The organism is Hymenobacter metallicola, from assembly GCF_004745645.1.
Lineage (GTDB): Bacteria > Bacteroidota > Bacteroidia > Cytophagales > Hymenobacteraceae > Hymenobacter > Hymenobacter metallicola.
Window position 1 is genome coordinate 94,894 of the sequence record NZ_SRMB01000006.1, and the last position, 24,179, is coordinate 119,072.

Below are 24,179 nucleotides of genomic sequence, written 5' to 3' on the forward strand. Positions count from 1 at the left end.
TCTGGAATCCAGCGCCTCCCGCAAGATTTATAAGACCAGCACCAATGTGGCGCCGGTAGCCCCGTTGGTGTAGCTGGGTAGCAGCACCGCCTGGCGGCCAAACCGGCTATCCGGGCCGACAATTTTCCGGGTGGCGCGTTGCAGCAGCGGGTACACCCGGTAGACTATTTCCGTGGACAGCATCCCGACCCCGGCCCCGGCCAGCACGTCGGACAGCCAGTGGTTATCCTTGGCCACGCGCAGGCCGGCCACACCGGTGGCCACGGTGTAGCCGCCCACCCGGTACCAGATGCTTTGCGCGCCGTACTCTTTATCCAGAAAACGGGCTGCTGAGAACGCCGCGCTGGTGTGCTGGCTGGGAAACGAGTCGAAGCTGTTGCCCTGGGGGCGCTCCACGCGGGTGATGCGCTTGAGGTTGGAGGTGATGGTGTTGTTGAGCGTATAGGTGAGGGCAAACAACACGGCCTGATTAAGGGTGTTATGCTCGCCCTTTATGCCCAGTAGGCCCAACCCCAGCGTGGTGTAGGCGGGGAGGTGGCGGAGTTGGTCGTCGGCGTTGGTGCGTACCCAACGCAGGTGCTCCTGGCTCTCTTCACGCACGGCTTCGTCGGCGTCAAAGACGGCCATGTGCTCCGTGGTGAATGCCCCGGCGGCCACCAGGGCCGCGGGCACCGCAAAGCCCCGTAGCAGTACCCTGCCGGAAGGCCGGGCCGGCCTCACTACGACCGAGGAGAGGGTCCGGGCACTGTCGGGAGCCGGAAGCGCCCGCAGCCCTTCTGCTTGTTGACCGTGCGCTGACAACGCCCATAAGCAACCAAACACCGAAGAAAATGCCGCTTTTTTCATGACTTATAGGGTTGATTTAGCAGCCGTGAGTGGGTGCTTCACCCGGCGCCCATCGGCTAGGAAGTAAAAGCGGGTGGCGGGGCCACCGGGCGCGGCCAGCAGCAGGTGGTAATGAAATCCGCGGGGCGTTTCGACCAGGTACATGGCCTGGCGCTGGTAGGCGCGGTAGTAGCGGCGCAGGGAGTCCTGCAACGCGGGGGGCACGTCCTCGTCGAGCATGGCCAGCCGGGTTTCCGTCACCTGGCCGGCCGCCGTCAGCCACACCTGCACGGGAATGGTTTTCCAGACAAAAGAGGCATGCACCTGGTCCTGATCCGGCTGCCAGCGTAGTTGCTGCAGATGCGTACCGAATTTCTGCTGCAGGGCCTTGTGGGCAGCCGCGGGCAGGGGCTTGCCGGGGGCCGATTCACAACCAGTCAGCAGGCCGGCAAGGCCGCCGCTGAGCAGCAACAGAAAAGCAGGAAGGCGAAGCCGTAAACACATGCGGATAGAAGAATCCAAGCCCGAAACAGCTTGGTCCGACAGTTTAAGGGCCAAATCTGAAGCAATCCTGACGCGGAGCCTCAGAACTGGGGCTGGCCCAGTTGGCTGACCCCTTCCCCTGTGGGGGCGGGGAACAGTGCTGGGGGGGCAAAGTCCACCCGCAGCGTGTGCAGACAGCCCGTCGGCTCAAAGTCGTAGCGCACGGCAAAACCGTAGTACTGGCAGATTTGCTGCACGATGGACAAGCCCAGGCCCGGTGAGTCGGAGGCCGCCTGGTGCTTGCGAAACCGCTCGAAAAAGCGGGCCGGGTCGCCGGTTACGGTCGGGCCCGTGTTGCGGACCTCCAGGTGCGTAGGCGTTAGTTTCACGTCAATGGTGCCGCCCCGGTGGTTGTGCTTGATGGCGTTCTGCAGCAGATTGTGTACCAGCGAATCGGCCAGGCCGGGATGCATCTGCAAGGAGGGCACGCCGCTGAGGTGGGTGCGTAGCGCCAGCTGGCGCACGTCGGCCAGCGACTCAAAATGCGCCACCTTCTCCTCTACCAGCCGGTCCAAGCGGACGTGGGAGGCCTGCTTGAACTGCTGGTTCTCGATGCTGCTCAGCAGCGTGAGGGCTTGGTGCAGGCGCGAGAGTCGCAGCGTGGCCCCGTACAGCTCCGAGACCAGGGTGGCAAGCTCCGGGTTTTCTAGTTCCGGTCGCTGCAGCAGCTGCTCCAGCTGGGCCTGCATGATGGCCAGCGGGGTCTGGGTTTCGTGGGCCGCATTGGCCGTGAACTCCCGCACCGCCTCGTAGTCGGCGACCAGCCGCTGGCTCATCAGGGTCAGGGCCTGGTTGAGCTCGGCAAACTCATCGGTGGTCGTGAGGGGAAAGCGCAGTACCTGGTCCTGCTGCACGCCGTAGCCGCGCAGTACCCGCAACGTGTTGCGAAACGGCGCCCACAGCCACTGGCCCAGCCACCGATTAATCAGAATGACGCCCAGCAGCAGCAAGCCCAGCACGCTTACCATCACGCCCAGCACCACGCCCAGCACGTCTTCGGTTTCCACCAGCGACTTGCGCAGCGTCACCCATACCAGCTTGTTGTCGACCCGCAGCGGAAACGTGAGCTGGCGGTGCGGCACCAGTTCCTGCTCGTGCGGGTCGAGCAGCAGCGTGTCGCCATAGCCGATGCGCTGGGGGCGGGGGCTGACGGCCATCTGGTACTCAAAGGGGGAGGTGGGCAGGTTCCCCCCGTCCTGCACGCGGCGCTCCAGGTACACCCGGCGGTTGACCAGCTGTTCTTCCACCTCGTGCTGCAGCGCGCCGAACAACCCATAGTAGAGCACCGCGCTGGCCACGATGAACAGCACCGTAGTCAGCAGCAGGTAGTAGCGGTTGGTTTTGGCCAGCAGCTTCACTCGGTGCTGAGTTTGTAGCCCACGCCGTACATGGTGCGGATGTAGTTGTCGGCCCCCTTCTCCTGCAGCTTTTTGCGCAAGTTTTTCAGGTGGGTGTAAATAAAGTCAAACGAGTCGGCACTGTCCACGGCGTCCCCGCACAGGTGCTCGGCAATGGCTTCCTTGGTGAGCACCCGGTTGGGGTTGGCCAGCAAAAACAACAGCAAGTCGTACTCCTTGCGGGTGAGCACCAACGGCTGCTCCCGCACGAACACCTCGGCCTGCTCGGGCCACACCAGCAGGTCGCGGAAGGCAATGTGGTGGCTGCCCTGGAACTGGCGCCGCCGGATGATGGCCCGCAGTCGCGCGTTCAGCTCGGCCAGGTGAAAGGGCTTGGTCAGGTAGTCGTCGGCGCCCAGGTCCAGGCCCGTCAGCCGGTCGTCGAGCGCGGCGCGGGCCGAAATAATGAGCACGCCGGCGCGGGAGCCGTCGACCTTCAGCGCCCGCAAAATATCCAGCCCGGTGCCGTCGGGCAGCGTTAAATCCAGCACCACGCAGTCGTACTGGTAAAGCTTAATTTTCTCCAGCGCCTGGTGGTAGCCGCCCGCTACCTCGCAGACATAGCCCGCCTGCCGGAGGTACTCCACGAGCGTGTTGCGCAGGGAGGCTTCGTCTTCAATCAGCAGCAGTTTCATGAGCAATGGGGCCAGGAGCACGCTTCCACCAACGGAATCGGTTGCGGCGAAGAAACCATGTAAATCTGAAGAAAATCTGACGAACGGCGTTCTTGCTTCCCGGCCTCACGCCCGGGCTGACCGGGTAAGTGCAGGCATTGCCGGCAGCGGCAGGAAGTAGCAGGTTGGCAAAATCAGAATCGCCTACTGGGCCCGCCACGTAAAGCTAAGGCCCGGTGCGCCCCCGGAAAAACTGGGGCTTAGGCTGGTGCCGGCCCCCAGCAGCGGCCGGCGGCCCCAGCGGTAGCGGTGCGACAGCGAAGCCAGCTGCGCGGACAGGATGCCGATGCCCGCCCCGGTCACCACGTCACTCTGCCAGTGCTTATTATTTATCATGCGCAGCGCGGCCACGCTGGTGGCAATGGTGTAGGCGCCCACGCCGTACCAGGGACTCTGGTCGCGCAGCTCCAGATGCACGAGGGTGGCCGCCACGAAGGCCTGCGCCGTGTGGCCCGAGGGAAAAGCGTGCGGGGCCCCGTTGGGCCGCTCGATGTTGGTGGTGTACTTGAGCGCGTACACGCTAGCGAGCATGATGGCCTCGGCCTTGCCGATGAGCAGCAGCGTGTTCAGGCGGTCGTCGCGGGTGCGGGCCCCGGCCAGCGCCGCCACGCCTAATTCCAGGTAGGGCGCAAATTGCAAAAAGTCATCGGCCCGGGTGCGGAACCCACCCAGGTGCTCCCCGATTTCCTCGCGGGCGTCGTAGGAGCTGTACAGGCCGCGCCCGTTGATGGTGCTGATGCCGTAGCCGATGAGGGCGGCCGGCACCATACCCGCCTGTGCCAACCGCCCCTGGTACCAGGGCTTGCCACTGGCGACTTGCCGCTGGGGCAACGACGCGGCGGGCACCGAATCGGTCAGTGCCACGCGGTACGGCACCTGGGCCAGCCCCCAATGCCCACTGGCCAGCAAGAAAAAAAGCGGCAACCCTCCGATAGTGCGGCGCATAACCAACAAGTACACTGGCCGTGAGAAGCACCGCCGTGGCCCGAACCTACCAGCGGTTTCTGAAGCAAATCTGACGCAGCACGGCAGAGTTGGGGGGGTGAGCCGCCGGCCCCCCCGCCGGGCTCAACCAGCACAGAATTCCCCATAATCACCCGGTAGCTTGCCGCCGCATCGGCCGGTAAGCCGACGAAACAGTGCAATGGCCAAGACACGTCCCTTTTTTCGTCATGCCCAACATGTGACCGGCTTACGGGCGCCGCCCTGGACCTGCGCTGGCTCTCGCGCTACGCACACAGCTACTGGCTGGCCCGGCCCGCTGGCTACTGCTCTGGCCGCAACCCACCGCAAAAAAAGGAGGGCTTCAGGTTTTCTTCAGATTCGGGTGGGAGCTTTGTCGGGTCCTTTCCACCTATTCAAAACTTTGCCACCTAGTCAAAAATCGATGCACAAAAGCACGTTGCGTACCTGCCTGACGGCCACGCTCAGCTTGTTGGCCTTCGGGGCCTTCGCCCAGCAAATGGACAGCCTCTCCTTTATCCGCTCCAAGCGCATGTCGGACGACGACTTGGCCAAGAAGCGCGAGGGGACGTTCGTCACCGGCCTGCCCGACCTCTCCTCCGACCCGGTGACGGGTTTCGGGGTGGGGGTGAAAACCAATATCATCTGGAACGGCCGCCGCGACAACCCGCTGTTTGCCTACACACCCTACCTCATGCGCCTGCGCGCCAACGCAGCCTACTTCACCACCAACGCCCGCGAGCTGACGCTTTCCCTGGACGTGCCCTACTACAAGGGCACCCGCTGGCGCTACCGCCTCGACTTCAAGGCCCAGCAAAACCCGGCCAACCTGTACTTCGGCTCGTCGGAAGCCACGCTGGGCCGCCTGCGCCTGCCCTCGGACCCGAACGCCACCTTTGCCACCTACGCCGAATTCGACGCGGCCCGCAAGACGCTGCGGCCGGGCGGGCCCGGCGAGGCCGGCGAGGTGACCGATGCGCTGTCCAACCGATTCCGCGAAACCGAGTTCATGCTCAACCTCAAGGCCGACTACGCCCTGGGCAAGGGCCGGTGGCGCGTGATGGGCGGCTACGAGATTCAGCACCTGTCCTACAAAACCTTCCAGGGCACCGAAGCCGACGCCACCCGCAACGGCGAAGCCACCACGGCCCCCAACGGCACGTCGCTGCTCCAGCGCGACGCGCAGCAGGGGCGCATCTTCGGCCTCGACGGCGGGTGGGTATCCATCCTCCAGACGGCGCTGATTCACGATACGCGGGATTTTGAGCCCGACCCCACCCGCGGCGTGTACTTTGAGGCGGCCAACGAGTTTTCCAACCCCATACTTGGCTCGCAGTTCAGCTTCAACAAGCTGTTTTTCCAGGGCCGGGCCTACCAGAAGCTGCCTGTGGGCAAGCGCACGGTACTGGCCGGCCGGCTGGGCGCGGGCACCATCTTCGGGAAGGAAGCGCCATTCTTCGAGTTTCAGGACCAGTGGAGCCCCGACGGCAGCATCAACGCGCTGGGCGGGCGGCAGTCGTTGCGCGGCTACCGGGCCAACCGGTTCCTGGCCCGCTCGCTGGCGTTTACCAACGTGGAGCTGCGCGTGCGGGTGGCCGACGTGAAGCTGGGCAAGCAGAACTTCGGGCTGGGCGTGGCTCCGTTTGCCGATGCTGGCACGGTGCGCGACCGGTGGCAAGACCTGGGCCTGCGCGACGTTCGGTTCTCGTACGGGGCCGGGGCGCGCATCGCCTGGAACCTCTCCACCATGCTCTACGCGGACTACGGCCTGTCCAAGGAAGACCGGCTCTTCTATTTCGGCATCGGCCAGAATTTCTAACCCCGTGGCAGCGCGGCTCAGGGCTTCCCGGTTGGTTGTTCAGGTGTGATAACGGCGCAGTGCGCCGTTTGGCTTATTCCTTCGCTGTATCCCCGGCCCATGCCCGTAGAATTTCTCAGTGACGAGCAGGCTGCCCGCTTCGGCTGCTATCCCGACGAGCCCAGTTCCGAACAGCTGGCCCGGTTCTTTTACCTGAGCGCGGCCGATGGCCACTTCCTGGCCACGCGCCGACGACCCGCGAACAAATTGGGGTGTGCCGTGCAGCTCTGCACCTTGCGCTTTCTGGGCACCTTCCTGACCGACCCGCTGCGGGTGCCCGCCGTGGTGGTGCAGACGCTGGCCGAGCAGCTGCACCTGCCCGCGGACGCCTTGGCCGCGTACCGAACCCGGCCGAACACGTGGTACGACCACCAGGCCCGGATTGTGGCCCACCTCGGGTACACCGCGTTTGACGGGCGGCAGGCGTTTCGGCTCACCCGCTGGCTCTACGCGCAGGTGCTGACGAGCACCGTCCGGCCCAGCGTGCTGTTTGACTTGACCACGGCCCACTTGGTCGCGCAACGGGTCGTCTTGCCCGGCGTCTCGCTGCTGGCCCGCCTGATTGCGCGGGTGCGCGAGCGCACCGGCCGCCACCTCTACCGCCAGCTGCGTTCCCGCCTGGGCCCGCCCCAGCAAGCGGCGCTGGAAACCCTGTTGACCGTGTCGGCCGGGGAGCGGCTCACCCACCTGGAGCGGCTGCGCACTCCGCCCACCCGCGTGTCCGCGCCGGCGCTGGCGGCCGCCCTGCGCCGGGTGGACGAAATCCGCGCCCTGGGCGTGAGCGCCGTGCCCGTGGAGGACTTGCCCGAAGCCCGGCTCGCGCGCCTGGCCCGCCACGCCCAGCTGGCCTGGGCCCAGACGCTGGTCCGTATGGGCGAGGAACGCCGCCTGGCCACGCTGCTGGTCTTCGCCCAGACCCTGGAGCGCACCGCCACGGACGACGTGCTCGACCTCTTCGACGGCCTGCTGACGTCGCTGGCCCTGCGGGGCGAAACCAAGCGCCGGCGCCAGCGCCTGCGCTCGCTCAAGGACCTGGACCAGGCCGCGCTGCTGCTCCAGCAGGCCGTCGAGCTGCTCCTCGACGAGGCCGTACCGGCCGGGCAGGTGCGCCAGCAGGTGTTCGACCGCCTGGGCCAGGAGCCCTTGCGCGCCGCGGCGGCCACCGTGCAGGAATTGGCCAGTCCGCCGGAGGACCCGCTGGCCGAAGCGCTGAGCGGCAGTTATGCCACGGTGCGCCGGTTTTTGCCCGCGCTACTGACCGGCGTCGCCTTCGAGGGGACGCCCACCGCCAAACCGCTGCTGGAAGCCTGGGTCTTTTTGCAGCGGCAGGAAGCCGGCGGCCGGGGCCGCCCGAAGTGGTCGGCCGCGCCCCGCACGGTGGTCCCGAAGGGGTGGGCCCGACGGGTGTTCCCGGCCAAAGGAGCAGTGAATTCCCAGGCGTACACCCTCTGCGTGCTGGAGCGGCTGCAGCAGGCCGTGCGCCGCCGCGACGTATTCGTGCCGACCAGCGAGCGTCACGCCGACCCACGGGCCGAGCTGTTGCGCGGCGCGGCCTGGGAGGCGGCGCGGGATTCGGTGGCCCGGGCCCTGGACCGTTCCCTGGACCCGGCGGTGGAACTGGCCCGTTTGGGGCAGCAGCTGCGCACGGCGTATGCGGACGTCAGCGAGAACCTGGCGCAGAACACCGCTCTGCAGGTGGTTGAGCAAGACGGCCAGCCGGTCGTAACCCTTGGCGCCTTGCCGGCGCAAGGTGAGTCCGAGCACCTGGAGCACGTGCGCGAGCAGCTGACCGCCGCCCTGCCCCAGGTCGAAGTAGCGGCCCTGTTGCGGGAGGTGGACGCGTTTACCGGCTTTGCCCGGGCCTTTACCCACGTGGCCGACGGGCAGTCCGCTGCCGCCGACCTGCCACTGAGCATCTGCGCCGTGCTGTTGGCCCAGGCGTGCAACCTGGGCCTGAAAACCGTGGCCCGGGCCGACGTGCCGGCCCTAACGCTGGCGCGCCTGGCGTGGGTGCAGCAAAACTACCTGCGCGCGGAAACGCTCACCGCCGCCAATGCCTGCTTAGTGGATGCCCAGGCCGGGCTACCGTTGGCGCAGGCCTGGGGCGGCGGGGAAGTGGCCTCGGCCGATGGCATGCGCTTCGTCGTGCCCGTGCGCACGCTGCACGCGGGCTGGAACCGCAAATACTTCGGGTCCCAGCGCGGGGTGACCTACTACAACTTCACCAGCGACCAGTTCACGGGCTTTCACGGCATCGTCATTCCCGGCACCCTGCGCGACTCTTTATTCATCCTGGCCGGGCTGTTGGAGCAGCAAACCCGCCTGGACCCTCGGGAAATTATGGCCGATACCCACGGGTACAGCGACGTGGTCTTTGGCCTGTTTTCGCTGTTGGGCTACCGCTTCAGCCCCCGCCTGGCCGACCTGGCGGACCAGCGCTTCTGGCGCCTCAACAAGGAAGACGACTACGGCCCGCTCAACGAATTGGGCCGCCACGTGGTCAACGCCCGCCTGATTCACGACCACTGGGACGACATGCTGCGCCTGGCCGGCTCCCTGAAACTCGGCAAAGTCAAGGCCACGGCCGTCATGCGTACCCTGCAGCGGGCGGGCTCCCTTTCCGGACTGGGGCGGGCGGTCGCCGAATTGGGCCGCGTCGAAAAAACGCTATACCTGCTGGCGTACGTGCAGGACGAGGCCTACCGCCGGCGCATCCTGGTGCAACTCAACCGGGGCGAGGGGCGGCACGCCGTGGCCCGGGCCGTCTTTCACGGCAAGAAAGGGGAGCTGCGCCAGCGCTACCGCGAGGGCATGGAAGACCAGTTGGGGGCGCTCGGACTCGTGGTCAACGCCTTGGTGCTGTGGAACACCCGCTATCTGCAGCACGCCCTGGAACGGTGGCAGCAGACGGAAGGCATAGTACCCCCGGAGGACGTGGCCCGCCTCTCGCCCTTGCTGCACGAGCACGTCAACATGCTGGGGCGCTACGATTTCAGCTTGCCCGAAGACATCGCCGCCGGCGAAATGCGCCCGTTGCGCAGCCCCGCCAGCTGGGCAGAACGACTGGCCGAATTTCCTTAGCGTTGTTTTCCGTTCCTACTATAGTGCGACCCCTAGTACGTTAGCAAGAAGTCACGCTGGCTACGGCCTGGCTCATGAACCTGGTTTTCCTTGCCCCTATGCCCACCACCCTCTCCCTGTTCCAGCTTAACGACGTGCATGGCTACCTGAACCTGCACCAGGAGCTGTTTTACGGGCCCGCCGGCCCCACGTACCGGCCCTGTGGGGGCTACGCCCGCATTGCCACGCTGTTGCAGCAGTGGCGCCAGCAGTACCCGGAGAGTCTGCTATTCGATGGGGGCGACACCTTCCACGGTACCCGGCCGGTGGTGGACACCCAGGGCGAAATCCTGGTGCCCATCCTCAACGAGCTGGGGGTGGCAGGCATGACGGCCCACTGGGATTTTGCCTACGGCCCCGCCCAGCTACGCCAGCTGGTTAACCAGTTGAACTACCCGTTGCTGGCGGCCAACGTGTATGACCAGACCTCAGGGGACTTGGTATACGCTCCGTACCAGGTCTACGAGGCGGCTGGGCTGCGCGTGGGCGTCATTGGGCTGGCGTGTCCTATCGTCGACAAAACGATGCCCGCCCATTTCGGCGAGGGTCTGCGCTTCACCGATGGTATGCTGGAACTGCCGCGCTACGTGGCCCAACTGCGCCAGGCTGAACGCGTGGACTTGGTGGTATTGCTTTCCCACTGCGGCTTTCCGCAGGATGTAGCCTTGCTGCAGGCGCACCCCGGCGTGGACGTATGCCTGAGCAGCCACACCCACAACCGCCTCTATGAGCCCTTCCGCGCCGGCGACTGCCTGGTTATCCAGTCCGGCGCCCACGGCTCCTTTGTAGGCCGCCTCACGCTGACCCTAGAAGGGGGCCGCGTCACGGCCCACGAGCACGAACTGCGCGAAGTCACGGCCGACCTAGTGCCCGACCCGGGCCTGCAGGCCCGCATTGACGCGGCGCTGCTGCCCTACGCCTACCTGCGGGAAACGGTGGGCGTCACGACTACGGGCCTGCACCGGGGTACCGCGGTGGAATGCCCCATGGATGATTTCCTGCTGGAAAGCCTGCGGGCCCGGGTGCCGGCCGACCTGTACTTTTCCAACGGCTGGCGCTACGGGGCCCCCGTGCCGCCCGGCCCGGTGCGCCTGGAAGACCTCTACAACATGGTGCCCATGGACCCCGAGGTTGAAACCGTGCAGCTGACCGGGGCCGAAGTCCGGCAACTGCTGGAAGCCAATCTGGAAAGCACTTACAGCGGGCAGCCCCTGCACCAGATGGGGGGCTACGTGAAGCGGGCTCTGGGCCTGAAAGCTTACTTTAAGATCGAGAACCCGCCAGGCAGCCGCCTGCAGACCGTGTACGTGCAGGGCCAGCCGCTGGACCCCGCCCGCACCTACACAGCCGCTTTCATCACCGCGCAGGGCGTACCGCTCCGCTTCGGGCGGGAGCGGCGCAAGACCGGCCACCACGTCGTGGCGGCCATGCGTGCCTACCTGGAGCAGCACCGCCCGCTGGCCATCGGCAACCACGAAACCTTTCAGGTGGTATAGCAACATCTACCTGCTTTGTTCCCCACGGCCCCCTTTCTTTCTCCTGATGCCCCCTACCGCTTATGATCAGCAGGGCCTGGCCGCCGCTCGCACCCGCATGGCCAACGAGCGCACTTTTCTGACGTACGTGCGCACCAGCCTGGCCATGCTCGGTTTCGGCTTGGCCCTGATTCAGCTGCACCCCGTGCGGGCCGGCTCGCTGGGCTACTGGGCCGTGGGCTTGGCCGCATTGCTGCTCGTCATCGGCTGGGTACGGTTTCGCATGCGGCAGCGCGAGATTGAAAAGTGCCGCCTGTAGTAGGCATTGGAGTAGGAAGCGAAATACTCCCTAAGCACTTTTGTTGTAGACTAGAAATAACTTGATTTCGTCCACCGTGGCTCGGGCCGAGCGGCCTACGCCAATCAGCGTAGCCGACGCAAAGCCGGTCCAGCTGCCGTAGCCTACCAGCCACAGGCCCGGTAGCGCGGTGGCCTGTGTGCCGGTCGTGGCCACCCGCCCATCGGGCTGCAGCACGCCTAGGGCCGCCAGAAAGGCTAGCGCCGGCCGGAAGCCGGTGCACCAGAGTACCGCGTCCACGGCTTCTTCCCGGCCATCGGCCCAGACTACGCCCGTGCGGGTGAATCGTACAAAGGGCCGCACGCTGCTCAGCACGCCCCGGCGGCGGGCCTCCTTTACCGAGTCCACCATCACCACATCGCCGAGCGTGGGCGGTGGCGCAGTTTCCTGGCCCGCATGGTAGCGCTGGGTCGCCTGCGTAAACAGCACCCGGCCATCCACGTCGTCGGGCAGAAAGCGCGGCTCTTTCTCCGTCACCCAGGTTGTGCGGGCAACCTGCGACACTTCGGCCAGCAGTTGCGCGCCGGAATTGCCGCCGCCCACCACCAGCACCCGCTGCCCGGCAAAGGGCGTAGCGTCGTAGTAGTGGGCCGAGTGCAACTGCACCCCGCCGAAGTCGGCTTGCCCCGGATACGTCGGTACGAAAGGGTTGCGCCAACTGCCGGTGGCGCACACCACCGCCCCGGTCTGCCAAGTCCCGCCATCAGTCTGCACGGCGAAGCCCTTGCCCGACCGGCGCACGGCCTCCACACGCACGGGCCGGTGCACCGGCAGTTCATAGCGCTGCTCGTACTGCGTCAGGTAGTCAACCACCGCGTCGCGGGCAGGGAAGCCGTTGTCGGCCGGGCGTGGCATCAGCCAGCCGGGTAGCGAACTGGCGTCGGCCGGCGAGAAAAGCCGCAGCGAATCCCAGCCGTGGGGCCACGCCCCGCCCGGTTGCCCTTGGTCGTCCAACAGTGCGTAGACGAGGCCCGCCCGCCGCAGGTAGTAGCCCACGGCCAGCCCGCTCTGGCTGGCCCCGATGACTAATACGTCGGTGGTGAAGTCGGCAGAAGCGGGCAGTGGGGCAGCGTTCATGGGCGTTATACGGTTTGGAACTGCGCCTGCACGAAGTCGTGGGCGTACGCTTTCACCTGGTCACGCACGGCCCGGAACTGCGCCATGATTTCCTCCTCACTGCCCGTCGCCTTGGCCGGGTCGGGAAAGTTGTGGTGCAGCTTTTGGGCCGTGGAGGGGAACACCGGGCACACCTCGTTGGCGTGGTCGCACACGGTCAGCACGTAGTCAAACGACACGGCCGCATATTCATCAACGTGGTTGCTGGTGTGGTGCGAAATGTCCACGCCGTCTTCCGTCATCACGCGCATGGCCCGGGGGTTGAGTCCGTGGACTTCCACGCCGGCGCTGTACACGGCGGCCGTGTCGCCCAGTTCCTGCTGCAGGTAGCCATGCAGCAACTGGCTGCGGCAGGAGTTGCCGGTGCACAGCACCAGGATGTTCTTCTTATCAGACATATGGGTAGGGAGTTGTGATGTCAGACTTAGGCTTGTGTGGCTACCGCTTTGCCGCCGTACCAGCGACGGCGGAACCAGAAGGCCAGGTTGACCAGCGCAATCAGGGCCGGTACCTCAATCAGCGGCCCAATCACGCCGGCGAAGGCCTGGCCCGAGTTCAGGCCGAACACGCCGATGGCCACGGCAATGGCCAGTTCGAAGTTGTTGCCGGTGGCCGTGAAGGCAATGGAGGCATTCTCGGCGTAGTCGGCTCCAAGCCACTTGCCGGCCGCGAAGCTGAGCACGAACATCACCCCGAAGTAGATGGCGAGCGGTAACGCAATGCGCAGCACGTCCAGCGGCACCTGCACAATGGTTTCGCCCTTGAGGCTGAACATCACCACGATGGTGAGCAAGAGCGCCACGAGCGTAATCGGGCTGATGGCCGGAATGAAGACGGTATCATACCACTCGTTGCCTTTCAATCGGCGCAGTATGGTGCGCGAGAGGAAGCCGGCGGCAAAGGGAATGCCCAGGTAGATGAGCACGCTCTGGGCAATGTCCCAGATGCCAATGTTCACGGCATAGCCTTTCAGCCCGAAGTAGGGCGGCAGCACCGTGATAAACAGCCAGGCCAGCACTGAATAAAACAGCACCTGAAAGATGGAATTCAGGGCCACCAGCCCGGCCGCGTACTCGCGGGAGCCGTCGGCCAAGTCGTTCCAGACCAGCACCATGGCAATGCAGCGGGCAATGCCGATGAGAATCAGGCCCATCATGTACTCAGGCTTATCAGGCAGCAGCCAGATAGCCAGAAAGAACATCAGCAATGGCCCCACAATCCAGTTCAGGAAGAGCGAGAGGCCGATAATGCGGGTGTTTTTAAAGACTTTGGGCAACTCTTCGTACTTGACTTTGGCCAGCGGCGGGTACATCATCAGAATCAGCCCGATAGCCAGCGGTACGTTCACCGTGCCCACCGAGAAGTAGTTCACGGCCTCGTTGATGCTCGGCACGAAGTAGCCCACGCCCACGCCCACGCCCATGGCCAGGAATATCCAGAGCGTGAGGCCCCGGTCCAGGCCGGAGAGTTTCTTTTCGGCCAGGGCGGCGGGGGCCGGGGCCGCGAGGGAAGTCGAGTGATTAGGCGTTGACATGGGTGGTGGTTGGTTCAGGGATGGAATCGGGTAAGGATGGGGCCGGCCGGGGCGCGGGCATGCCCACCACGGAGCTACGCCGCTCCAGCAGCAGCGTGTCGCGCCAGAGGCCGTGCTGCTGGCCAATCCGCTCACGCCGGCCCACCTCGCGGAAGCCCGCCCCCAGGTGAATGCTGATGCTGGTGGTGTTTTCGGGGAAAATGCTGGCTTGCAGGGTCCAGAGGCCGTACGCCTCGGACTCCGTGATGAGCGCGGCCAGCAGCTGCCGGCCCACGCCCCGCCCCCGGGCTTCGGCCGCCACGTACACGCTCACTTCGGCCACGCCGCCGTACACGCCGCGGCTCGATACGGGCGAGAGGGCTGTCCAACCTAGGACCCGGCCACTGCGGGCGTAGCCGCCGTCCACCGCCACCAGGCGGCTATGGGGCAGGTGGCCGTAGTCCCACTCGGCCCAGGTGGGGGCTTCGGTTTGAAAGGTGGCCTGGCCCGTGGCCACGCCTTCTTCGTAAATGCGGCGCACGGCGGGCCAGTGCGCAGCGGTCATGGGGAGGATATTTAGCATGATAGCACAGGCGTTAGGCGCGTGGCCAGAACAGGATAATGGCGATGCCGGCACCGCAAACTAACCCGCCGATAATGTCAAATCGGTCGGGCCGGAAGCCATCAAAGTACCAGCCCCAGGCAATGGACATGACCACGAACACGCCGCCGTACACGGCGTAGGTTTTGCCAAACGAGGTGGTCTGCCAGGTAGCCACCCAGCCGTAGGCTACCAGCAGCACGGCCCCGAGCACGCCGGTCCACAGGGGGCGGTCGGCTTTAAGCCATTTCCAGAGCAAGTAGCCACCCCCGATTTCACAGAGGCCAGCCAGGACATACAAGCCGAGCGGGGTAAGAAAGCGCATGAAGAAAAGAACAAGTGACACGGTCGCCAGGTGACAGAAAATAGCGCCAATTAGCCACGAGACGGTTGAATTAAAGGGGCTTTAGCGGCGGTTGAGCAGATAGGCCCCGGCCACGAGCAGCAGCGCCCCGACCAGCCGGCTCAGAGTCAACGGGCTGCGCGTTAGCCCCAGCAGCCCCAACTGGTCGAAGAGCAAAGCGGTGAGCAACTGCCCGGTCACGACCAGAGCGAAGAGCGAAGCCGCGCCCACCCGTTGCAGCGAGAAAGTGATGGCCGCGATGTAGACCATGCCCAGGGCTCCGCCCGTCCACTGGTACCAGCGCACGCCCTGCACCGCCGCCAGCGGGGGCAGCTGTGTCTGGGTGCTGACCAGCACCGCAGCGGCGGCCAGCGTGCCCACCAGGTAAGACGCCAGCACGGCCCACATGACGCTGTGCAGGCCCCCGCGCAACTGGCTGTTCACAGCCGACTGCGTGGTCAGGGCCGCGCCGGCCAGCACCAGCACAAGGAAGGGAAGGTATTTCATAGCAGCACGGAGCCGGTGGGGCCTTAGTAGGCCTTGCGCAGCATGTCGGCGTACTCGTTGGGCAGCGGCGAGGCCTCCACGGCCTGCGCAGCTTTCTCCACGTCGTATTCCACCCGAATAAGCTCGGAGTGCACGCTGCCCGGGTCGATGAGCGTGGTGTTTTTATCGAGGTGCAGCAACTGGTAGGCGGCGCGCGGGTCGCCGTCCTTGGGCTTGCCCACCGAGCCGATGTTGAGGGCGTGGCGGTAGCGGGTTTCGCCTTCCACCTCGTAGGCGAAGGTGCGGTGGTAGGGCTTGTGCGTGTGGCCGAAGAGCATGATGTCGGCGTTGGCCTCCTGCAGCACCCGCAGGAAGCTGGCCTCGGGCCGGTCCTCGAACAGGTACTCGTTGATTTTGCGGGGCGAGCCGTGCACCATCAGCAGATTCAGGGTGCACGGCTCTTCCTCAAACTCCAGGCGCATGTGCTTGGGCAGTAGGCGCAGGTAGCGGCGCTCCGCTTCGCCCACGATGTGGTTGGTGTAGGCAATGCTCTGCGCACCCAGGTCCTTTTCGGTGTCGGTTTTGTAGGCGCAGCCGCAGTTGCTGCTGGCCAGGCCGATGCCCTGGTCGTAGTTACCGGCCAGGGTGGGGATGCCGCGGCGGCGCACTTCGTTCACCACTTCATTGGGCCAGGGCGCGTAACCCACCAGGTCGCCCAGGCAGAAAATCATGTCGGGCCGGCGCTGCTCCATATCGGCCAGCACCGCTTCCAGGGCCGGCAGGTTGCCGTGCACGTCGGAGAAAAAGGCAATCGTCATCGAAAAAGAAGAAGAAATGGAAGAAGGGAAAAGCAAAACGGCGCCACCCGCAAGGGCCGCGCCGTTGAACTGTCAACCTAGCAGCACCCGCCGCCCGGGGTGCAGGCTGCACCGGCCATTTGCAGCTGGGGCAGAGCAATCTGCTGGGCGTCGGGAATGCCGCAGGCATCCTGGGCCAGGCAGGCGGTTTGCTTGGGCGTGAGCACGAAATCGGTGCCGTCGAAGGTCAGGCCGAACTTGCCGATAGTGGCCTGCTGGTACTCTACTTCAATGTCCAGGTCTTCGCTACCCAGAATCTTTTCCGACAGGTTCAGGATGTGCAGGAATTTCTGGGGGGCCAGGCGGTGGTCGTAGTCGCCGGCCTCCCAGAGCTGGAAGTTGGCTACCGTTTCCTTACGCTCCACGCCGCCGCAGTCGATGAAGTGCTTGCTCACCAGACCGACTTCCGTAACGTGGAAGTGAGCGGGCAGGTGCTCACCCGTGGGCAGGCGGAAATTGATGGCTGCTACCGTGGTCAGGGCGTGCTTGATTTCGGAGATTTTCATGGTCAGTTGGATTGAGGTGGAAAAAGAAATTAGCAGGCGCAGGCATCGTCCGGGCCGCAGGTCGCGCCGCTCGTGGCTTCGAGGAAAAAGGCGGTGAACTGCTGGTGGACGCGTTGCAGCAACTCCGTATTGAGGCAGTAGCAGACCGTGAGCCCGTCAATCTCGCCCCGAATCAAATCCAGCGCCTTTAGCTCCTGCAGGTGCTGGGAAACCGTGGTGCGGGAGAGCGGCAGCTCGGCGGCAATGTCACCGGAGATGCAGGTCTGCTTGCTGGCCAGCAGCTGAATGATGGCCACCCGCGCCGGGTGGGCCAGGGCCTTGGCCACGCGGGACAAGTGCTGCTGCTCTTCGGTAAAGGCGGCGGTTTTAGCGTAGGTCATGCGAGGAAGTGGGAAGCGGTTCGGGGGAAATAGAAGGCACTGCCGTCGCCGTCAGCAGTTGGGTAAGCAGGGTTTCAGCCCGTTGGTAGGCGCGCTGCTCAGCTGCTTTGAGCCGCTGCTCGTCGCCCCCGCCCGGCAAGCCGTTGTAGCCGCCCTGGGTTTGCAGGCGCAGGCTTTCCAACACTAGGCATTCGGTGCGCAGCACCCGTTCGAGCACGACGCGCAGCAGGGGATGAACCGGCATATCAGGGGAGGAAGACATAGCAGCAGGTAGCCAAGCAAGCAGGAAGTATGTCGCAAATATACGACATTAAGTGACGTATGTTTACGTCTTATAGTTTTTTCTCGCAAAACCCTATGACAGTAGCCCTGACAGGTAATGCCCTTCCCTCCCCTGGGCAACTGGCAGAGTTACTTGAAAGCCCCGATAAAGCCAACTGCTACGGTACTAGGCGTGGATTAGCGGTTTTTGGGCCAGCTACTTCTTATCAAACCCCAGCGCGGCTTGCACCACCTGTCGGGCCAGTAGGGCATCCTTCTTCTTCTCCTCGCTGATTTGCTTGCCGACCCGCACGAAAACGGCGTTGCAGTACTTCTGCTTGTCGTCAATCTTCTTCTGGCTATTCTCCTTGAGCTGCCACTCCCGCAGCAGCTTGCGGGCTTCGACTACCTCCATCACTTTGAGGTAAAGCGCAATGTTGCGGTCGGTAACCTTGAACTCCCGCAACCGGTCAATAACCGGGCGTAAGATTTCGTCGGCCAGCCACGAGGCCGGGATAACGGTAGACTGCTTGTGCAGCAGCTCGAAGCGCAGGCCCACAATCTTCTTCCGGCCCCGCCCCGCCCGGTTAGCTTCCAGGATAGGATTGTAGACGAAGGCGCAGGGCGTTCTTTCTAACTCCTTTTGGGCACCCAGCACCGTTTTCTTAATCAACTCGTTGGTGTCGGCGTGCTTCATCACCGGGTTGCCTTTCCGGTCCTTTTTTGGGGAGCCGTACTTGTCCAGTTCCTGGCCGCAGTCCATGAGCAGGCGGTATTCCTCCAGCGACACTTCCCACCAGCCGGTATCCCGAAACGCGGATAGTATCTCAAAGAACCGCATACTGTACCAGCTATGCAGGCCCATGTAGCCATCCAGCTTGTAGGTCGAGTACTGACCGGCAATCTGGACGAAATAAGGCGCGAGCTGCGGGTTGAGAATGATTGTAATGATGCCATCCTTGAAGCCTACGCGCCGTTCCTTGGTCGTATCCAGCAGGTGGCGGATGTACCACTCGCTCCCGTCCAGGCTCTCGAACTCCCAGGTGACGTGGGCCAACTCATAGATAGCTTTTTTCAGGAAGGAATATGCTGTGTCCGTATCAATGTCAGTGCCCTCGACTACGGAGGAAACCCGCAGTTGATAGTAGTCGCGCAACTGCAAGTCATCTTCCTTGATTTGCTCCATCACCCGCGCCATAATGCGCTTGCCGTACACGGAAATTCTGCGCTGGTGGGCGAAGGTGGCCGCCCAATGCTGCTTGACCCGCGCCAGCGCTTCGGGCTCGTACTGCAGGTCTAGTTCCAGCATCGGAACGGGCAGGGTAACGCGGGGTAGTCGGTTTCCTAACATCTAGCCGATAGGTTACGGTTGCAGCCACCAGAGACACTTTTGCCTCATCCAGTGATATCAGGCCGAAACATACGGCGAAAAAACCAGCTTGTGTAAAAGTGCGCAGGTTTATTACCTTAAAGAAGCAGGTTTATTACCTTAAAGAAGCAGGTTTATTCACTCAAACTCACCTTAAAGAAGCAGGTTTATTACCTTAAAGAAGCAGGTTTATTCGATTTACTCCTTATTAGTTACTATTAGGGTTTACCTTACCATCTTCTTAAAATAACCTACAACTTTGTTACGCGAGAACGAGAAGAATTTAGGGTATAAAACTGTGTGGACAAGTCGAGAATCAACAAAACAAGACAGTCCAAAAAAGCATATACGCGAATAAAAATGCTTTGTACTTTTTCAAGATTTAATTACCTTTTTCTGCTATTAGCAACTCCCTGTTATACTCCCTGATTACCTCTCCAATTACTAACCCACAGCCAATCAAGACCAGCCGAGCCGGGAAGGACTGAATTAGTGCCTCAAGAGGCTGCAGAATCAACCCGCAGCCGTTCAAGTAGCGCTGCTACCATCCAGCCGCCAAGCCGCGCACAGGGCAAGTTTTAGCTATTCTCCGATGAAGCCAAGAACGGGTGCGGCATTCACTACCCCATGGACTTTAGTTAAAACTTTAGTCCAAAAGTTGAATGAGCGGCCACCCTGCCTGCTGAAGCTACACTTCTCGTGAACTCACCCAGTGGTACTCTGCAAGTCAAGCATAGCAATCAGGGCCAGGATTTTCTTTTCCTGCCGAGTGACGTCCGGCTGAGAAAACACCTCGTGCAGTAAAGCTCGTCGGTCTTCGGCGTTCCAAGCGTTAAACGACGTCAACACGCCGGCGTCGTCTAAGCAAGCTAGTACCTCGGCTTCGCGGACCAATACTGGGTTAGGCTCGCGATAGAGCGTGACGTGCACCGTGTCGCCAGCTTGCTTGCCCAAATGCTGGCGGATGGCAGCATTCACGGAGAGCATTTTGTCTTGGTTTTTGCGCGGGGCCAAATTCCGTGATTCAACCGTGTAGTCATCTATTGTGCCCGACACCTTGATGTGACCCCACGTACCGGGAATATCACGCGAGTTCGGGATGATAAGGTGATAAGTCCAGGCTCCTTTGCCCGGCCAGTGCTGAAGCACTAACTCTTGGTCTCTCACGATGTAGCTCATAGCTACCAAGACCCCCAGAACGGGGGAAATGTTGCCAGACAACCAGGATGAAGGATTGGGCAAAATCTTTCACTTGGCCGCGGTCCGTCAGTTCTTGGTCCAAGCCACAATGAAACCAATACCACCATGCACTAGTCTACTCAGGGGCAGTGGGGAAAAAAGGTTGAATAATACTTGCAAAACATACATTTGTAAATGTATGTTTTGCAACTTAGGATGCGCCTATTACGTTTAATAAGTGTAAGCAACAACGTAAAAAACGCCCTTCTAGCCATGAAAAGTACCAATCTGTACCGCCCCGCCCGCCGCATCCCCGCCGCTCGTCTGGCTAAAATGCGCGCCACCCACGCCGCCAAGAAGGCCGCAACTGAGCAGGCCCGCCAGGAAGCGGCCCAACTGCGCTTGGCCACGCCCGAGTTTACCGCCGTGCCCAGCCTGAAAGCTTTACCGGGCGGGCTGCATTGGTCGGCCCAGCAGCCGGTGCCCCCAGTTGGGGTGTACGTGAGCGCCAACCAAGGCGGGAAGGTCGAAACGGTGAAGGTGTTGGGCTACTGTCACGCCGCCGGCTTTATCGGCCTCGTGACCCAGCCCTTCCACCCCGGCAGCCGACGTGCCCACAAGATGCACCCCCGCGCCCACTGCGTTTTCGGCAGCCAGCTTGCTCAGGCAGCCTAGCTGTATAGCACCAGCAGCTGGATAGCTCCCAATCTGATTTTCTCAATAGGAAATATACCGCTATGCATACCACCCCCGCGCCGAAGCAGCCCCAGATTAGCTCTTGCCAGTGGCTGAATTCCGTGACCCCTTGCCCGCAGTGGCTGGGCTATCCAACCCGCCTGAGCCTGCCAATCAACCTCGATTGGTCGGCAGATTCGGCCCTGCCTGAAATCGGCTCCCGCGTTCATATTCACATGAACGGCTTTGGTCCAGCCGTCGTGCGGGCGTATTTCCACGCCGACGGGTACTTGGGCGTAATCTGCCAGCCGGACGAAATGCCCGACTGGTACCAAAAGCAGGCACCCGGCGTAACGCTAGGCCATTTCTTCGGCCGCGAGTTGGAGCCACGCCGGCCCCACCCCCCGCAGCAGCCTGCGCAACTCGTGCCCAACTGCTAGGCCGCGGAAGTCGCTACCGGCACCGCGCAGGATTGGATACCGGAATACCCTCCCCAGGAGGAGACGGACGACAACCAAGACAGCGAGGAGTACCCCGAGCATCCCGGCGACGAGCAGCGGGACCAGTAGGTAAGTCGCAGGGGCATCCCTTCCTTTTTCCCCAACTGCCCCTCCCCTCTTTCAGTACCTGCTGGCCGGTTGCTGCGCTCATTTTCTTTGGCACAATGCCACTACTTTACCGGCGCTTGCGTTATATTCGTGTACCCTTTGCCTCCTGCCATGAACTCCCCAGTAACCAACTTTCTCGCCCAGCTGACGACGCCGGAGTTTCAGAAATCCATTGGGGAGCAGTTGCGCGCTGAGGCCGCCGCCGCGAACACCTTCCTCTCCTACCGGGACGAGCAAGGCCGCTACGTGCACGAATACCCTGCCACCGGCGAGGTGTACGAGGTTTCGCTGACCCAGCCACAGACGCGCCGGCTACTGCTTGACGCTGTAGGGGCCTAGTGAGCGAAGTGCGGCCGGTGGAGCAGCAACCAGTACTCTATGTATTCGCCGGCCCAAACGGCGCTGGGAAAAGCACCTTGTTCAACGCAATGGCGGCTCGTAGTCCATCGGTGGAACAGGTGAACGGCGACGTACTGAAACAGCAGAACCCCCAACTCAGCGGCTTTGACGTGGAGGCGATGACCGCCCAGCGCATCAAAGAGCTACGTGACAGCAGGGTTTCTTTCTCGGTCGAGAGCAACTTAGCCCAGACCAATGACTACAAACTGATTCATGGCGCGAAAGCCGCCGGCTACCGCGTTGAGTTGGTGTACGTCAGCTTGGAGTCGGTGCGCGAGTGCCAGGACCGGGTACTGAGCCGCGTAGCCAAGGGCGGGCACGACGTGCCCCCGGCCATCATCGAGCAGCGGTACCACCAGTCCCTTTCCCTGCTAAAGCAGAACTACAAGGAATTTGACCGCATCGAGCTGATAGACAATACCAGTCGTCCATTTCAGCCGGGTGCGCTCATCGAAAAGGGCCTGATAGCTCCTTTGCAGTCACCGCCGCCGGAGTGGGTGAAGGGTGTCGTGACCCATGTCCAACGGATGGAACGGGTTAACCAGTTTTTAGCCCAACCGGCAGCGGACATGCAGCAGGCAACTATCCGGGTTACGGAAGCAGCGCGGGCACCCGGTGCCCGCGGCCAGGCCGAGGCAGTACAAGCGGCCGTTCGCATGAGCGGAGCACAGGTAAGCGACGTGCAGCCCGCCGCGGCGTCAGAGCAGGGCCAGCGGGTTAGCTATCTGAACGTGCAGTACAGCTTGAAAAGCCCGGAGCTAGAGCGCATCAGCACCACGCTTGACGCGGTGCATCGGCAGTCGGGCAGTGAAGTGATGGAAAGCGCTAAAGACCAGCAGCGCCGCCAGGCCCCAGGCCAGGCGCGGGAGGCCGGGCAAAGCCAGGCAACTGAGCGTGGCCAGGACCAGCAGGAGCGCTGACCTCTCCCCTCCCCTACTCAAGTGAATCAACAAAAAGCCCCGGCTTGTCCAAGCCGGGACTCTTCTATGTCGGGAGGTGCGTTGCCTCAGAAAGCAGGTTTTTACTGCTGTTCCAACAACAAGGGCAGCCCTGGTAGGAACTGCCCTTGGTTGGCGCTACAGCGCCAGAAAGGAGAAGCCAAGTGCCGGCGACCAAACCGACGACTTACCCCTAACCAGTGCTGCAAATTACGCTATTTACTTTCCGCTGGCTTAGCCGGTAGCTTGCCCTGCTTGCGCAGCTGCGCTTCGTAGTGCCGATGGGCGGCGACCAGGTACGCCTTTATGCTGACCGGGCTATCCTCCCCTTTGGGTAGCAGCACCAGCGACAGGCGAATCTCATTCCAGACGCTTTCCGGGATTTTTACCGAGCGCTCGGTTTCCATCAGCACGGCATCCGGGGCGGCCGGCTTGCGCCCACGCCGGGGCCGCGCAGCGGGGCTAGCTATTGGAGCGGCTGCCGGCAGTGTGGGGGCCACCGTGGCCATCGCCTGAACAGGCGGTGCTGGCTGGCTGGTCGATGCAGCTGCAGGCTCAGGAGCCGCTGCGGGAGCCGGCGTTGGCTCCGGAGCCAACGGCGCATCGACCGGAGCCAGTGGGGCTACTGCAGGGTCGGCTACCGCCGGCGCAGCGTCAGCAGCCGTGGCACTGGCTGATTTGACCAGCTCCCCATCCATGCCTGCCCGGGCCTGATTCCGTCGCTCAGCAGAAACGGGAATACGCTGCCGAGGCTCGATTTTCGGTTTCTCGATACCCATTGCTTAGTTGGTTTTAGTGGTTGACGTATCGGCCGACTCGCTGATCTGGCTCCCGGCTTTGCGCTGGGGCAAGCCCAGGCGTTCTATTAGTTCCTCACACACGCGGCGTATTTCGGCATCCGTGTCCTTGTTGCCGCCAGCGTAGGTGCGGTAGGTAGGGTTGAGCAAGCTATAGAGCGTCGAGGCCCGGCTGTAGGCGGTGCGCAGGCCCAGGGAGGAGTTGAGGCGCGAGAGGCCCAGCCCGTCTATGTACTCATCCATGTCCTTTTCTTCCCGCCGGCCGGCAACGCGCTTGGTTGGGAGGCCGAAGTATTGAAAATCCAGTTGGGCTTCCTCCGCAGACTGCTTGATAGCTTCCAGAATGCCCATAAACTCCGCCGTAGAGGCCCGGTCCAGGTAATCCGATACCAGGGGCACAATTACCGCGTCGCAGGCCGTGAGCGCGTTGAAAACATCGTCGCCATCGGCCCGGCCGGGTACGTCGATGATGATAAGGTCGTAATCCTGATTATCGGGATTGTCGATGAACTCGAAAATCTTATCCAGGGCCAGCGGGAATACATCGTAGGGGTACTTAGCCGCCGGGTCGGTTTTCTGAAGGTTAGCTAGGTTGTGCGCGTCCAGCTGAGCACGGGTTTTGACGATGCTCTGCTGATAGTCGCAATCCAGAACGGCAATCTTTAGCCCATACTCAGTGGCCAGGGGAGCGGCGAGCACGAGTAGCAGGGTTGATTTACCGGAGCCGCCTTTTTGAGTGGCAAAGCTGATAATTTTGGGCATGGGTTTACTGGTTAGGGTTAAAGAACTTTACGCCGGGTGGTCAGTCAGGCGGATAGCGCAAACATACATAGAAAGTGGCGAAGTAGTTACGTGGCGAAGTAGCGATGAGGTGAGGTAGTTAAGTAGCGACGTAGCGATAAATCTAAGTATTTAAGTAGCGATGTAGTGAAGTAGCG

The 24,179-nt window shown here is 62.8% G+C and carries 27 protein-coding genes; 8 read left to right on the forward strand and 19 right to left on the reverse strand.

All coding sequences use genetic code 11. From position 1 onward, the window contains the following. Nucleotides 1–27 precede the first annotated feature (27 nt). The 5 genes from E5K02_RS23070 to E5K02_RS23090 form a co-directional block, all read right to left on the reverse strand. Nucleotides 28–846, reverse strand: a complete 819-nt coding sequence (locus E5K02_RS23070; RefSeq protein WP_135398451.1) for a phosphatase PAP2 family protein — start codon at nt 844–846, stop codon at nt 28–30. A 3-nt stretch (nt 847–849) separates the two neighbouring features. Beyond that, complete coding sequence (locus tag E5K02_RS23075; protein ID WP_135398453.1) at nt 850–1,383, reverse strand: bifunctional DNA primase/polymerase; 534 nt, start codon at nt 1,381–1,383, stop codon at nt 850–852. A gap of 26 nt (nt 1,384–1,409) precedes the next feature. After that, complete coding sequence (locus tag E5K02_RS23080) at nt 1,410–2,726, reverse strand: sensor histidine kinase (RefSeq protein WP_135398454.1); 1,317 nt, start codon at nt 2,724–2,726, stop codon at nt 1,410–1,412. Further along, on the reverse strand, nt 2,723–3,400 hold the full coding sequence (locus E5K02_RS23085; RefSeq protein WP_135398456.1) for a response regulator transcription factor: 678 nt from the start codon (nt 3,398–3,400) through the stop codon (nt 2,723–2,725). Before E5K02_RS23085 ends, E5K02_RS23080 begins: the two co-directional genes overlap by 4 nt. A gap of 183 nt (nt 3,401–3,583) precedes the next feature. Next, entirely contained in the window at nt 3,584–4,384 is an 801-nt protein-coding gene (locus E5K02_RS23090; RefSeq protein ID WP_135398458.1) for a phosphatase PAP2 family protein, read from the reverse strand. A gap of 442 nt (nt 4,385–4,826) precedes the next feature. Between E5K02_RS23090 and omp85 the strand changes: the two genes are divergently transcribed. The 4 genes from omp85 to E5K02_RS23110 all read left to right on the forward strand — a co-directional run bounded on the left by omp85 (nt 4,827) and on the right by E5K02_RS23110 (nt 11,174). Further along, nucleotides 4,827–6,221, forward strand: a complete 1,395-nt coding sequence (gene omp85, locus E5K02_RS23095) for an Omp85 family outer membrane protein (protein WP_135398460.1) — start codon at nt 4,827–4,829, stop codon at nt 6,219–6,221. 99 nt (nt 6,222–6,320) lie between these two features. Next, a complete protein-coding gene (locus E5K02_RS23100) occupies nt 6,321–9,341 on the forward strand; it encodes a Tn3 family transposase (RefSeq protein WP_135398462.1) in 3,021 nt (1,006 codons plus the stop codon). A 98-nt stretch (nt 9,342–9,439) separates the two neighbouring features. Further along, the gene (locus E5K02_RS23105) at nt 9,440–10,876 is read left to right on the forward strand and encodes a bifunctional metallophosphatase/5'-nucleotidase (RefSeq protein WP_240737425.1); all 1,437 of its coding nucleotides are present in this window, start codon (nt 9,440–9,442) and stop codon (nt 10,874–10,876) included. A gap of 46 nt (nt 10,877–10,922) precedes the next feature. Then, nucleotides 10,923–11,174 (forward strand): YidH family protein, encoded by a 252-nt coding sequence (locus E5K02_RS23110; protein ID WP_135398464.1) that lies wholly within the window; start codon nt 10,923–10,925, stop codon nt 11,172–11,174. 30 nt (nt 11,175–11,204) lie between these two features. Here E5K02_RS23110 and E5K02_RS23115 read toward each other — a convergent pair whose 3' ends face one another. The 12 genes from E5K02_RS23115 to E5K02_RS23170 all read right to left on the reverse strand — a co-directional run bounded on the left by E5K02_RS23115 (nt 11,205) and on the right by E5K02_RS23170 (nt 19,824). After that, a complete protein-coding gene (locus E5K02_RS23115; protein ID WP_135398467.1) occupies nt 11,205–12,290 on the reverse strand; it encodes an ArsO family NAD(P)H-dependent flavin-containing monooxygenase in 1,086 nt (361 codons plus the stop codon). A 5-nt stretch (nt 12,291–12,295) separates the two neighbouring features. Next, entirely contained in the window at nt 12,296–12,727 is a 432-nt protein-coding gene (locus E5K02_RS23120) for an arsenate reductase ArsC (protein WP_135398469.1), read from the reverse strand. A 26-nt stretch (nt 12,728–12,753) separates the two neighbouring features. After that, nucleotides 12,754–13,863: an ACR3 family arsenite efflux transporter gene (gene arsB, locus E5K02_RS23125; RefSeq protein ID WP_135398471.1), complete on the reverse strand. Its 1,110-nt coding sequence runs from the start codon at nt 13,861–13,863 to the stop codon at nt 12,754–12,756. Next, a complete protein-coding gene (locus E5K02_RS23130) occupies nt 13,850–14,425 on the reverse strand; it encodes a GNAT family N-acetyltransferase (protein WP_135398473.1) in 576 nt (191 codons plus the stop codon). Before E5K02_RS23130 ends, arsB begins: the two co-directional genes overlap by 14 nt. Before the next feature lie 13 nt (nt 14,426–14,438). Beyond that, nucleotides 14,439–14,768 carry a YnfA family protein gene (locus E5K02_RS23135; protein WP_135398475.1) on the reverse strand — a complete coding sequence of 110 codons (330 nt, stop codon included), beginning with the start codon at nt 14,766–14,768 and terminating at the stop codon, nt 14,439–14,441. 81 nt (nt 14,769–14,849) lie between these two features. Beyond that, a complete protein-coding gene (locus E5K02_RS23140; RefSeq protein ID WP_135398478.1) occupies nt 14,850–15,293 on the reverse strand; it encodes a DMT family transporter in 444 nt (147 codons plus the stop codon). 23 nt (nt 15,294–15,316) lie between these two features. Beyond that, nucleotides 15,317–16,090 carry a metallophosphoesterase family protein gene (locus tag E5K02_RS23145; RefSeq protein WP_135398480.1) on the reverse strand — a complete coding sequence of 258 codons (774 nt, stop codon included), beginning with the start codon at nt 16,088–16,090 and terminating at the stop codon, nt 15,317–15,319. A 77-nt stretch (nt 16,091–16,167) separates the two neighbouring features. Continuing rightward, complete coding sequence (locus tag E5K02_RS23150; RefSeq protein ID WP_135398482.1) at nt 16,168–16,635, reverse strand: DUF6428 family protein; 468 nt, start codon at nt 16,633–16,635, stop codon at nt 16,168–16,170. Nucleotides 16,636–16,664: 29 nt separating this feature from the next. Continuing rightward, nucleotides 16,665–17,015, reverse strand: coding sequence for an ArsR/SmtB family transcription factor (locus E5K02_RS23155; RefSeq protein WP_135398484.1), 351 nt, complete (start codon nt 17,013–17,015; stop codon nt 16,665–16,667). Next, nucleotides 17,002–17,277: a hypothetical protein gene (locus E5K02_RS23160; RefSeq protein ID WP_135398486.1), complete on the reverse strand. Its 276-nt coding sequence runs from the start codon at nt 17,275–17,277 to the stop codon at nt 17,002–17,004. The genes E5K02_RS23155 and E5K02_RS23160 overlap by 14 nt, the downstream gene beginning before the upstream one ends. Nucleotides 17,278–17,493: 216 nt before the next feature. Beyond that, nucleotides 17,494–18,627 carry a replication initiation protein gene (locus E5K02_RS23165; RefSeq protein ID WP_135398488.1) on the reverse strand — a complete coding sequence of 378 codons (1,134 nt, stop codon included), beginning with the start codon at nt 18,625–18,627 and terminating at the stop codon, nt 17,494–17,496. Nucleotides 18,628–19,350: 723 nt separating this feature from the next. After that, complete coding sequence (locus E5K02_RS23170) at nt 19,351–19,824, reverse strand: DUF1905 domain-containing protein (protein ID WP_135398490.1); 474 nt, start codon at nt 19,822–19,824, stop codon at nt 19,351–19,353. Nucleotides 19,825–20,097: 273 nt separating this feature from the next. Between E5K02_RS23170 and E5K02_RS23175 the strand changes: the two genes are divergently transcribed. The 4 genes from E5K02_RS23175 to E5K02_RS23190 all read left to right on the forward strand — a co-directional run bounded on the left by E5K02_RS23175 (nt 20,098) and on the right by E5K02_RS23190 (nt 22,426). Continuing rightward, nucleotides 20,098–20,499: a hypothetical protein gene (locus E5K02_RS23175; protein ID WP_073112420.1), complete on the forward strand. Its 402-nt coding sequence runs from the start codon at nt 20,098–20,100 to the stop codon at nt 20,497–20,499. A 62-nt stretch (nt 20,500–20,561) separates the two neighbouring features. Next, nucleotides 20,562–20,939 carry a hypothetical protein gene (locus tag E5K02_RS23180; RefSeq protein WP_135398492.1) on the forward strand — a complete coding sequence of 126 codons (378 nt, stop codon included), beginning with the start codon at nt 20,562–20,564 and terminating at the stop codon, nt 20,937–20,939. A 279-nt stretch (nt 20,940–21,218) separates the two neighbouring features. Then, nucleotides 21,219–21,446: a hypothetical protein gene (locus E5K02_RS23185; RefSeq protein ID WP_073112424.1), complete on the forward strand. Its 228-nt coding sequence runs from the start codon at nt 21,219–21,221 to the stop codon at nt 21,444–21,446. Nucleotides 21,447–21,463: 17 nt separating this feature from the next. Then, nucleotides 21,464–22,426: a zeta toxin family protein gene (locus E5K02_RS23190; protein WP_167856557.1), complete on the forward strand. Its 963-nt coding sequence runs from the start codon at nt 21,464–21,466 to the stop codon at nt 22,424–22,426. Between the two features lie 233 nt (nt 22,427–22,659). On the opposite strand, the gene E5K02_RS23195 is transcribed toward E5K02_RS23190, so the two are convergent. Next, nucleotides 22,660–23,223 (reverse strand): hypothetical protein, encoded by a 564-nt coding sequence (locus tag E5K02_RS23195; protein WP_135398496.1) that lies wholly within the window; start codon nt 23,221–23,223, stop codon nt 22,660–22,662. A gap of 3 nt (nt 23,224–23,226) precedes the next feature. Then, nucleotides 23,227–24,003, reverse strand: coding sequence for a ParA family protein (locus E5K02_RS23200; RefSeq protein WP_135398498.1), 777 nt, complete (start codon nt 24,001–24,003; stop codon nt 23,227–23,229). Between the last annotated feature and the right edge of the window lie 176 nt (nt 24,004–24,179).

Bases quoted from the DNA above. Each gene is read 5' to 3' on its own strand.
- E5K02_RS23070 (WP_135398451.1), bottom strand. From the start codon at position 846: ATGAAAAAAGCGGCATTTTCTTCGGTGTTTGGTTGCTTATGGGCGTTG.
- E5K02_RS23085 (WP_135398456.1), bottom strand. From the start codon at position 3,400: ATGAAACTGCTGCTGATTGAAGACGAAGCCTCCCTGCGCAACACGCTC.
- E5K02_RS23090 (WP_135398458.1), bottom strand. From the start codon at position 4,384: ATGCGCCGCACTATCGGAGGGTTGCCGCTTTTTTTCTTGCTGGCCAGT.
- omp85 (WP_135398460.1), top strand. From the start codon at position 4,827: ATGCACAAAAGCACGTTGCGTACCTGCCTGACGGCCACGCTCAGCTTG.
- E5K02_RS23100 (WP_135398462.1), top strand. From the start codon at position 6,321: ATGCCCGTAGAATTTCTCAGTGACGAGCAGGCTGCCCGCTTCGGCTGC.
- E5K02_RS23105 (WP_240737425.1), top strand. From the start codon at position 9,440: ATGCCCACCACCCTCTCCCTGTTCCAGCTTAACGACGTGCATGGCTAC.
- E5K02_RS23110 (WP_135398464.1), top strand. From the start codon at position 10,923: ATGCCCCCTACCGCTTATGATCAGCAGGGCCTGGCCGCCGCTCGCACC.
- E5K02_RS23115 (WP_135398467.1), bottom strand. From the start codon at position 12,290: ATGAACGCTGCCCCACTGCCCGCTTCTGCCGACTTCACCACCGACGTA.
- E5K02_RS23120 (WP_135398469.1), bottom strand. From the start codon at position 12,727: ATGTCTGATAAGAAGAACATCCTGGTGCTGTGCACCGGCAACTCCTGC.
- arsB (WP_135398471.1), bottom strand. From the start codon at position 13,863: ATGTCAACGCCTAATCACTCGACTTCCCTCGCGGCCCCGGCCCCCGCC.
- E5K02_RS23130 (WP_135398473.1), bottom strand. From the start codon at position 14,425: ATGCTAAATATCCTCCCCATGACCGCTGCGCACTGGCCCGCCGTGCGC.
- E5K02_RS23135 (WP_135398475.1), bottom strand. From the start codon at position 14,768: ATGCGCTTTCTTACCCCGCTCGGCTTGTATGTCCTGGCTGGCCTCTGT.
- E5K02_RS23140 (WP_135398478.1), bottom strand. From the start codon at position 15,293: ATGAAATACCTTCCCTTCCTTGTGCTGGTGCTGGCCGGCGCGGCCCTG.
- E5K02_RS23145 (WP_135398480.1), bottom strand. From the start codon at position 16,090: ATGACGATTGCCTTTTTCTCCGACGTGCACGGCAACCTGCCGGCCCTG.
- E5K02_RS23150 (WP_135398482.1), bottom strand. From the start codon at position 16,635: ATGAAAATCTCCGAAATCAAGCACGCCCTGACCACGGTAGCAGCCATC.
- E5K02_RS23155 (WP_135398484.1), bottom strand. From the start codon at position 17,015: ATGACCTACGCTAAAACCGCCGCCTTTACCGAAGAGCAGCAGCACTTG.
- E5K02_RS23160 (WP_135398486.1), bottom strand. From the start codon at position 17,277: ATGTCTTCCTCCCCTGATATGCCGGTTCATCCCCTGCTGCGCGTCGTG.
- E5K02_RS23165 (WP_135398488.1), bottom strand. From the start codon at position 18,627: ATGTTAGGAAACCGACTACCCCGCGTTACCCTGCCCGTTCCGATGCTG.
- E5K02_RS23170 (WP_135398490.1), bottom strand. From the start codon at position 19,824: ATGAGCTACATCGTGAGAGACCAAGAGTTAGTGCTTCAGCACTGGCCG.
- E5K02_RS23175 (WP_073112420.1), top strand. From the start codon at position 20,098: ATGAAAAGTACCAATCTGTACCGCCCCGCCCGCCGCATCCCCGCCGCT.
- E5K02_RS23180 (WP_135398492.1), top strand. From the start codon at position 20,562: ATGCATACCACCCCCGCGCCGAAGCAGCCCCAGATTAGCTCTTGCCAG.
- E5K02_RS23185 (WP_073112424.1), top strand. From the start codon at position 21,219: ATGAACTCCCCAGTAACCAACTTTCTCGCCCAGCTGACGACGCCGGAG.
- E5K02_RS23195 (WP_135398496.1), bottom strand. From the start codon at position 23,223: ATGGGTATCGAGAAACCGAAAATCGAGCCTCGGCAGCGTATTCCCGTT.
- E5K02_RS23200 (WP_135398498.1), bottom strand. From the start codon at position 24,003: ATGCCCAAAATTATCAGCTTTGCCACTCAAAAAGGCGGCTCCGGTAAA.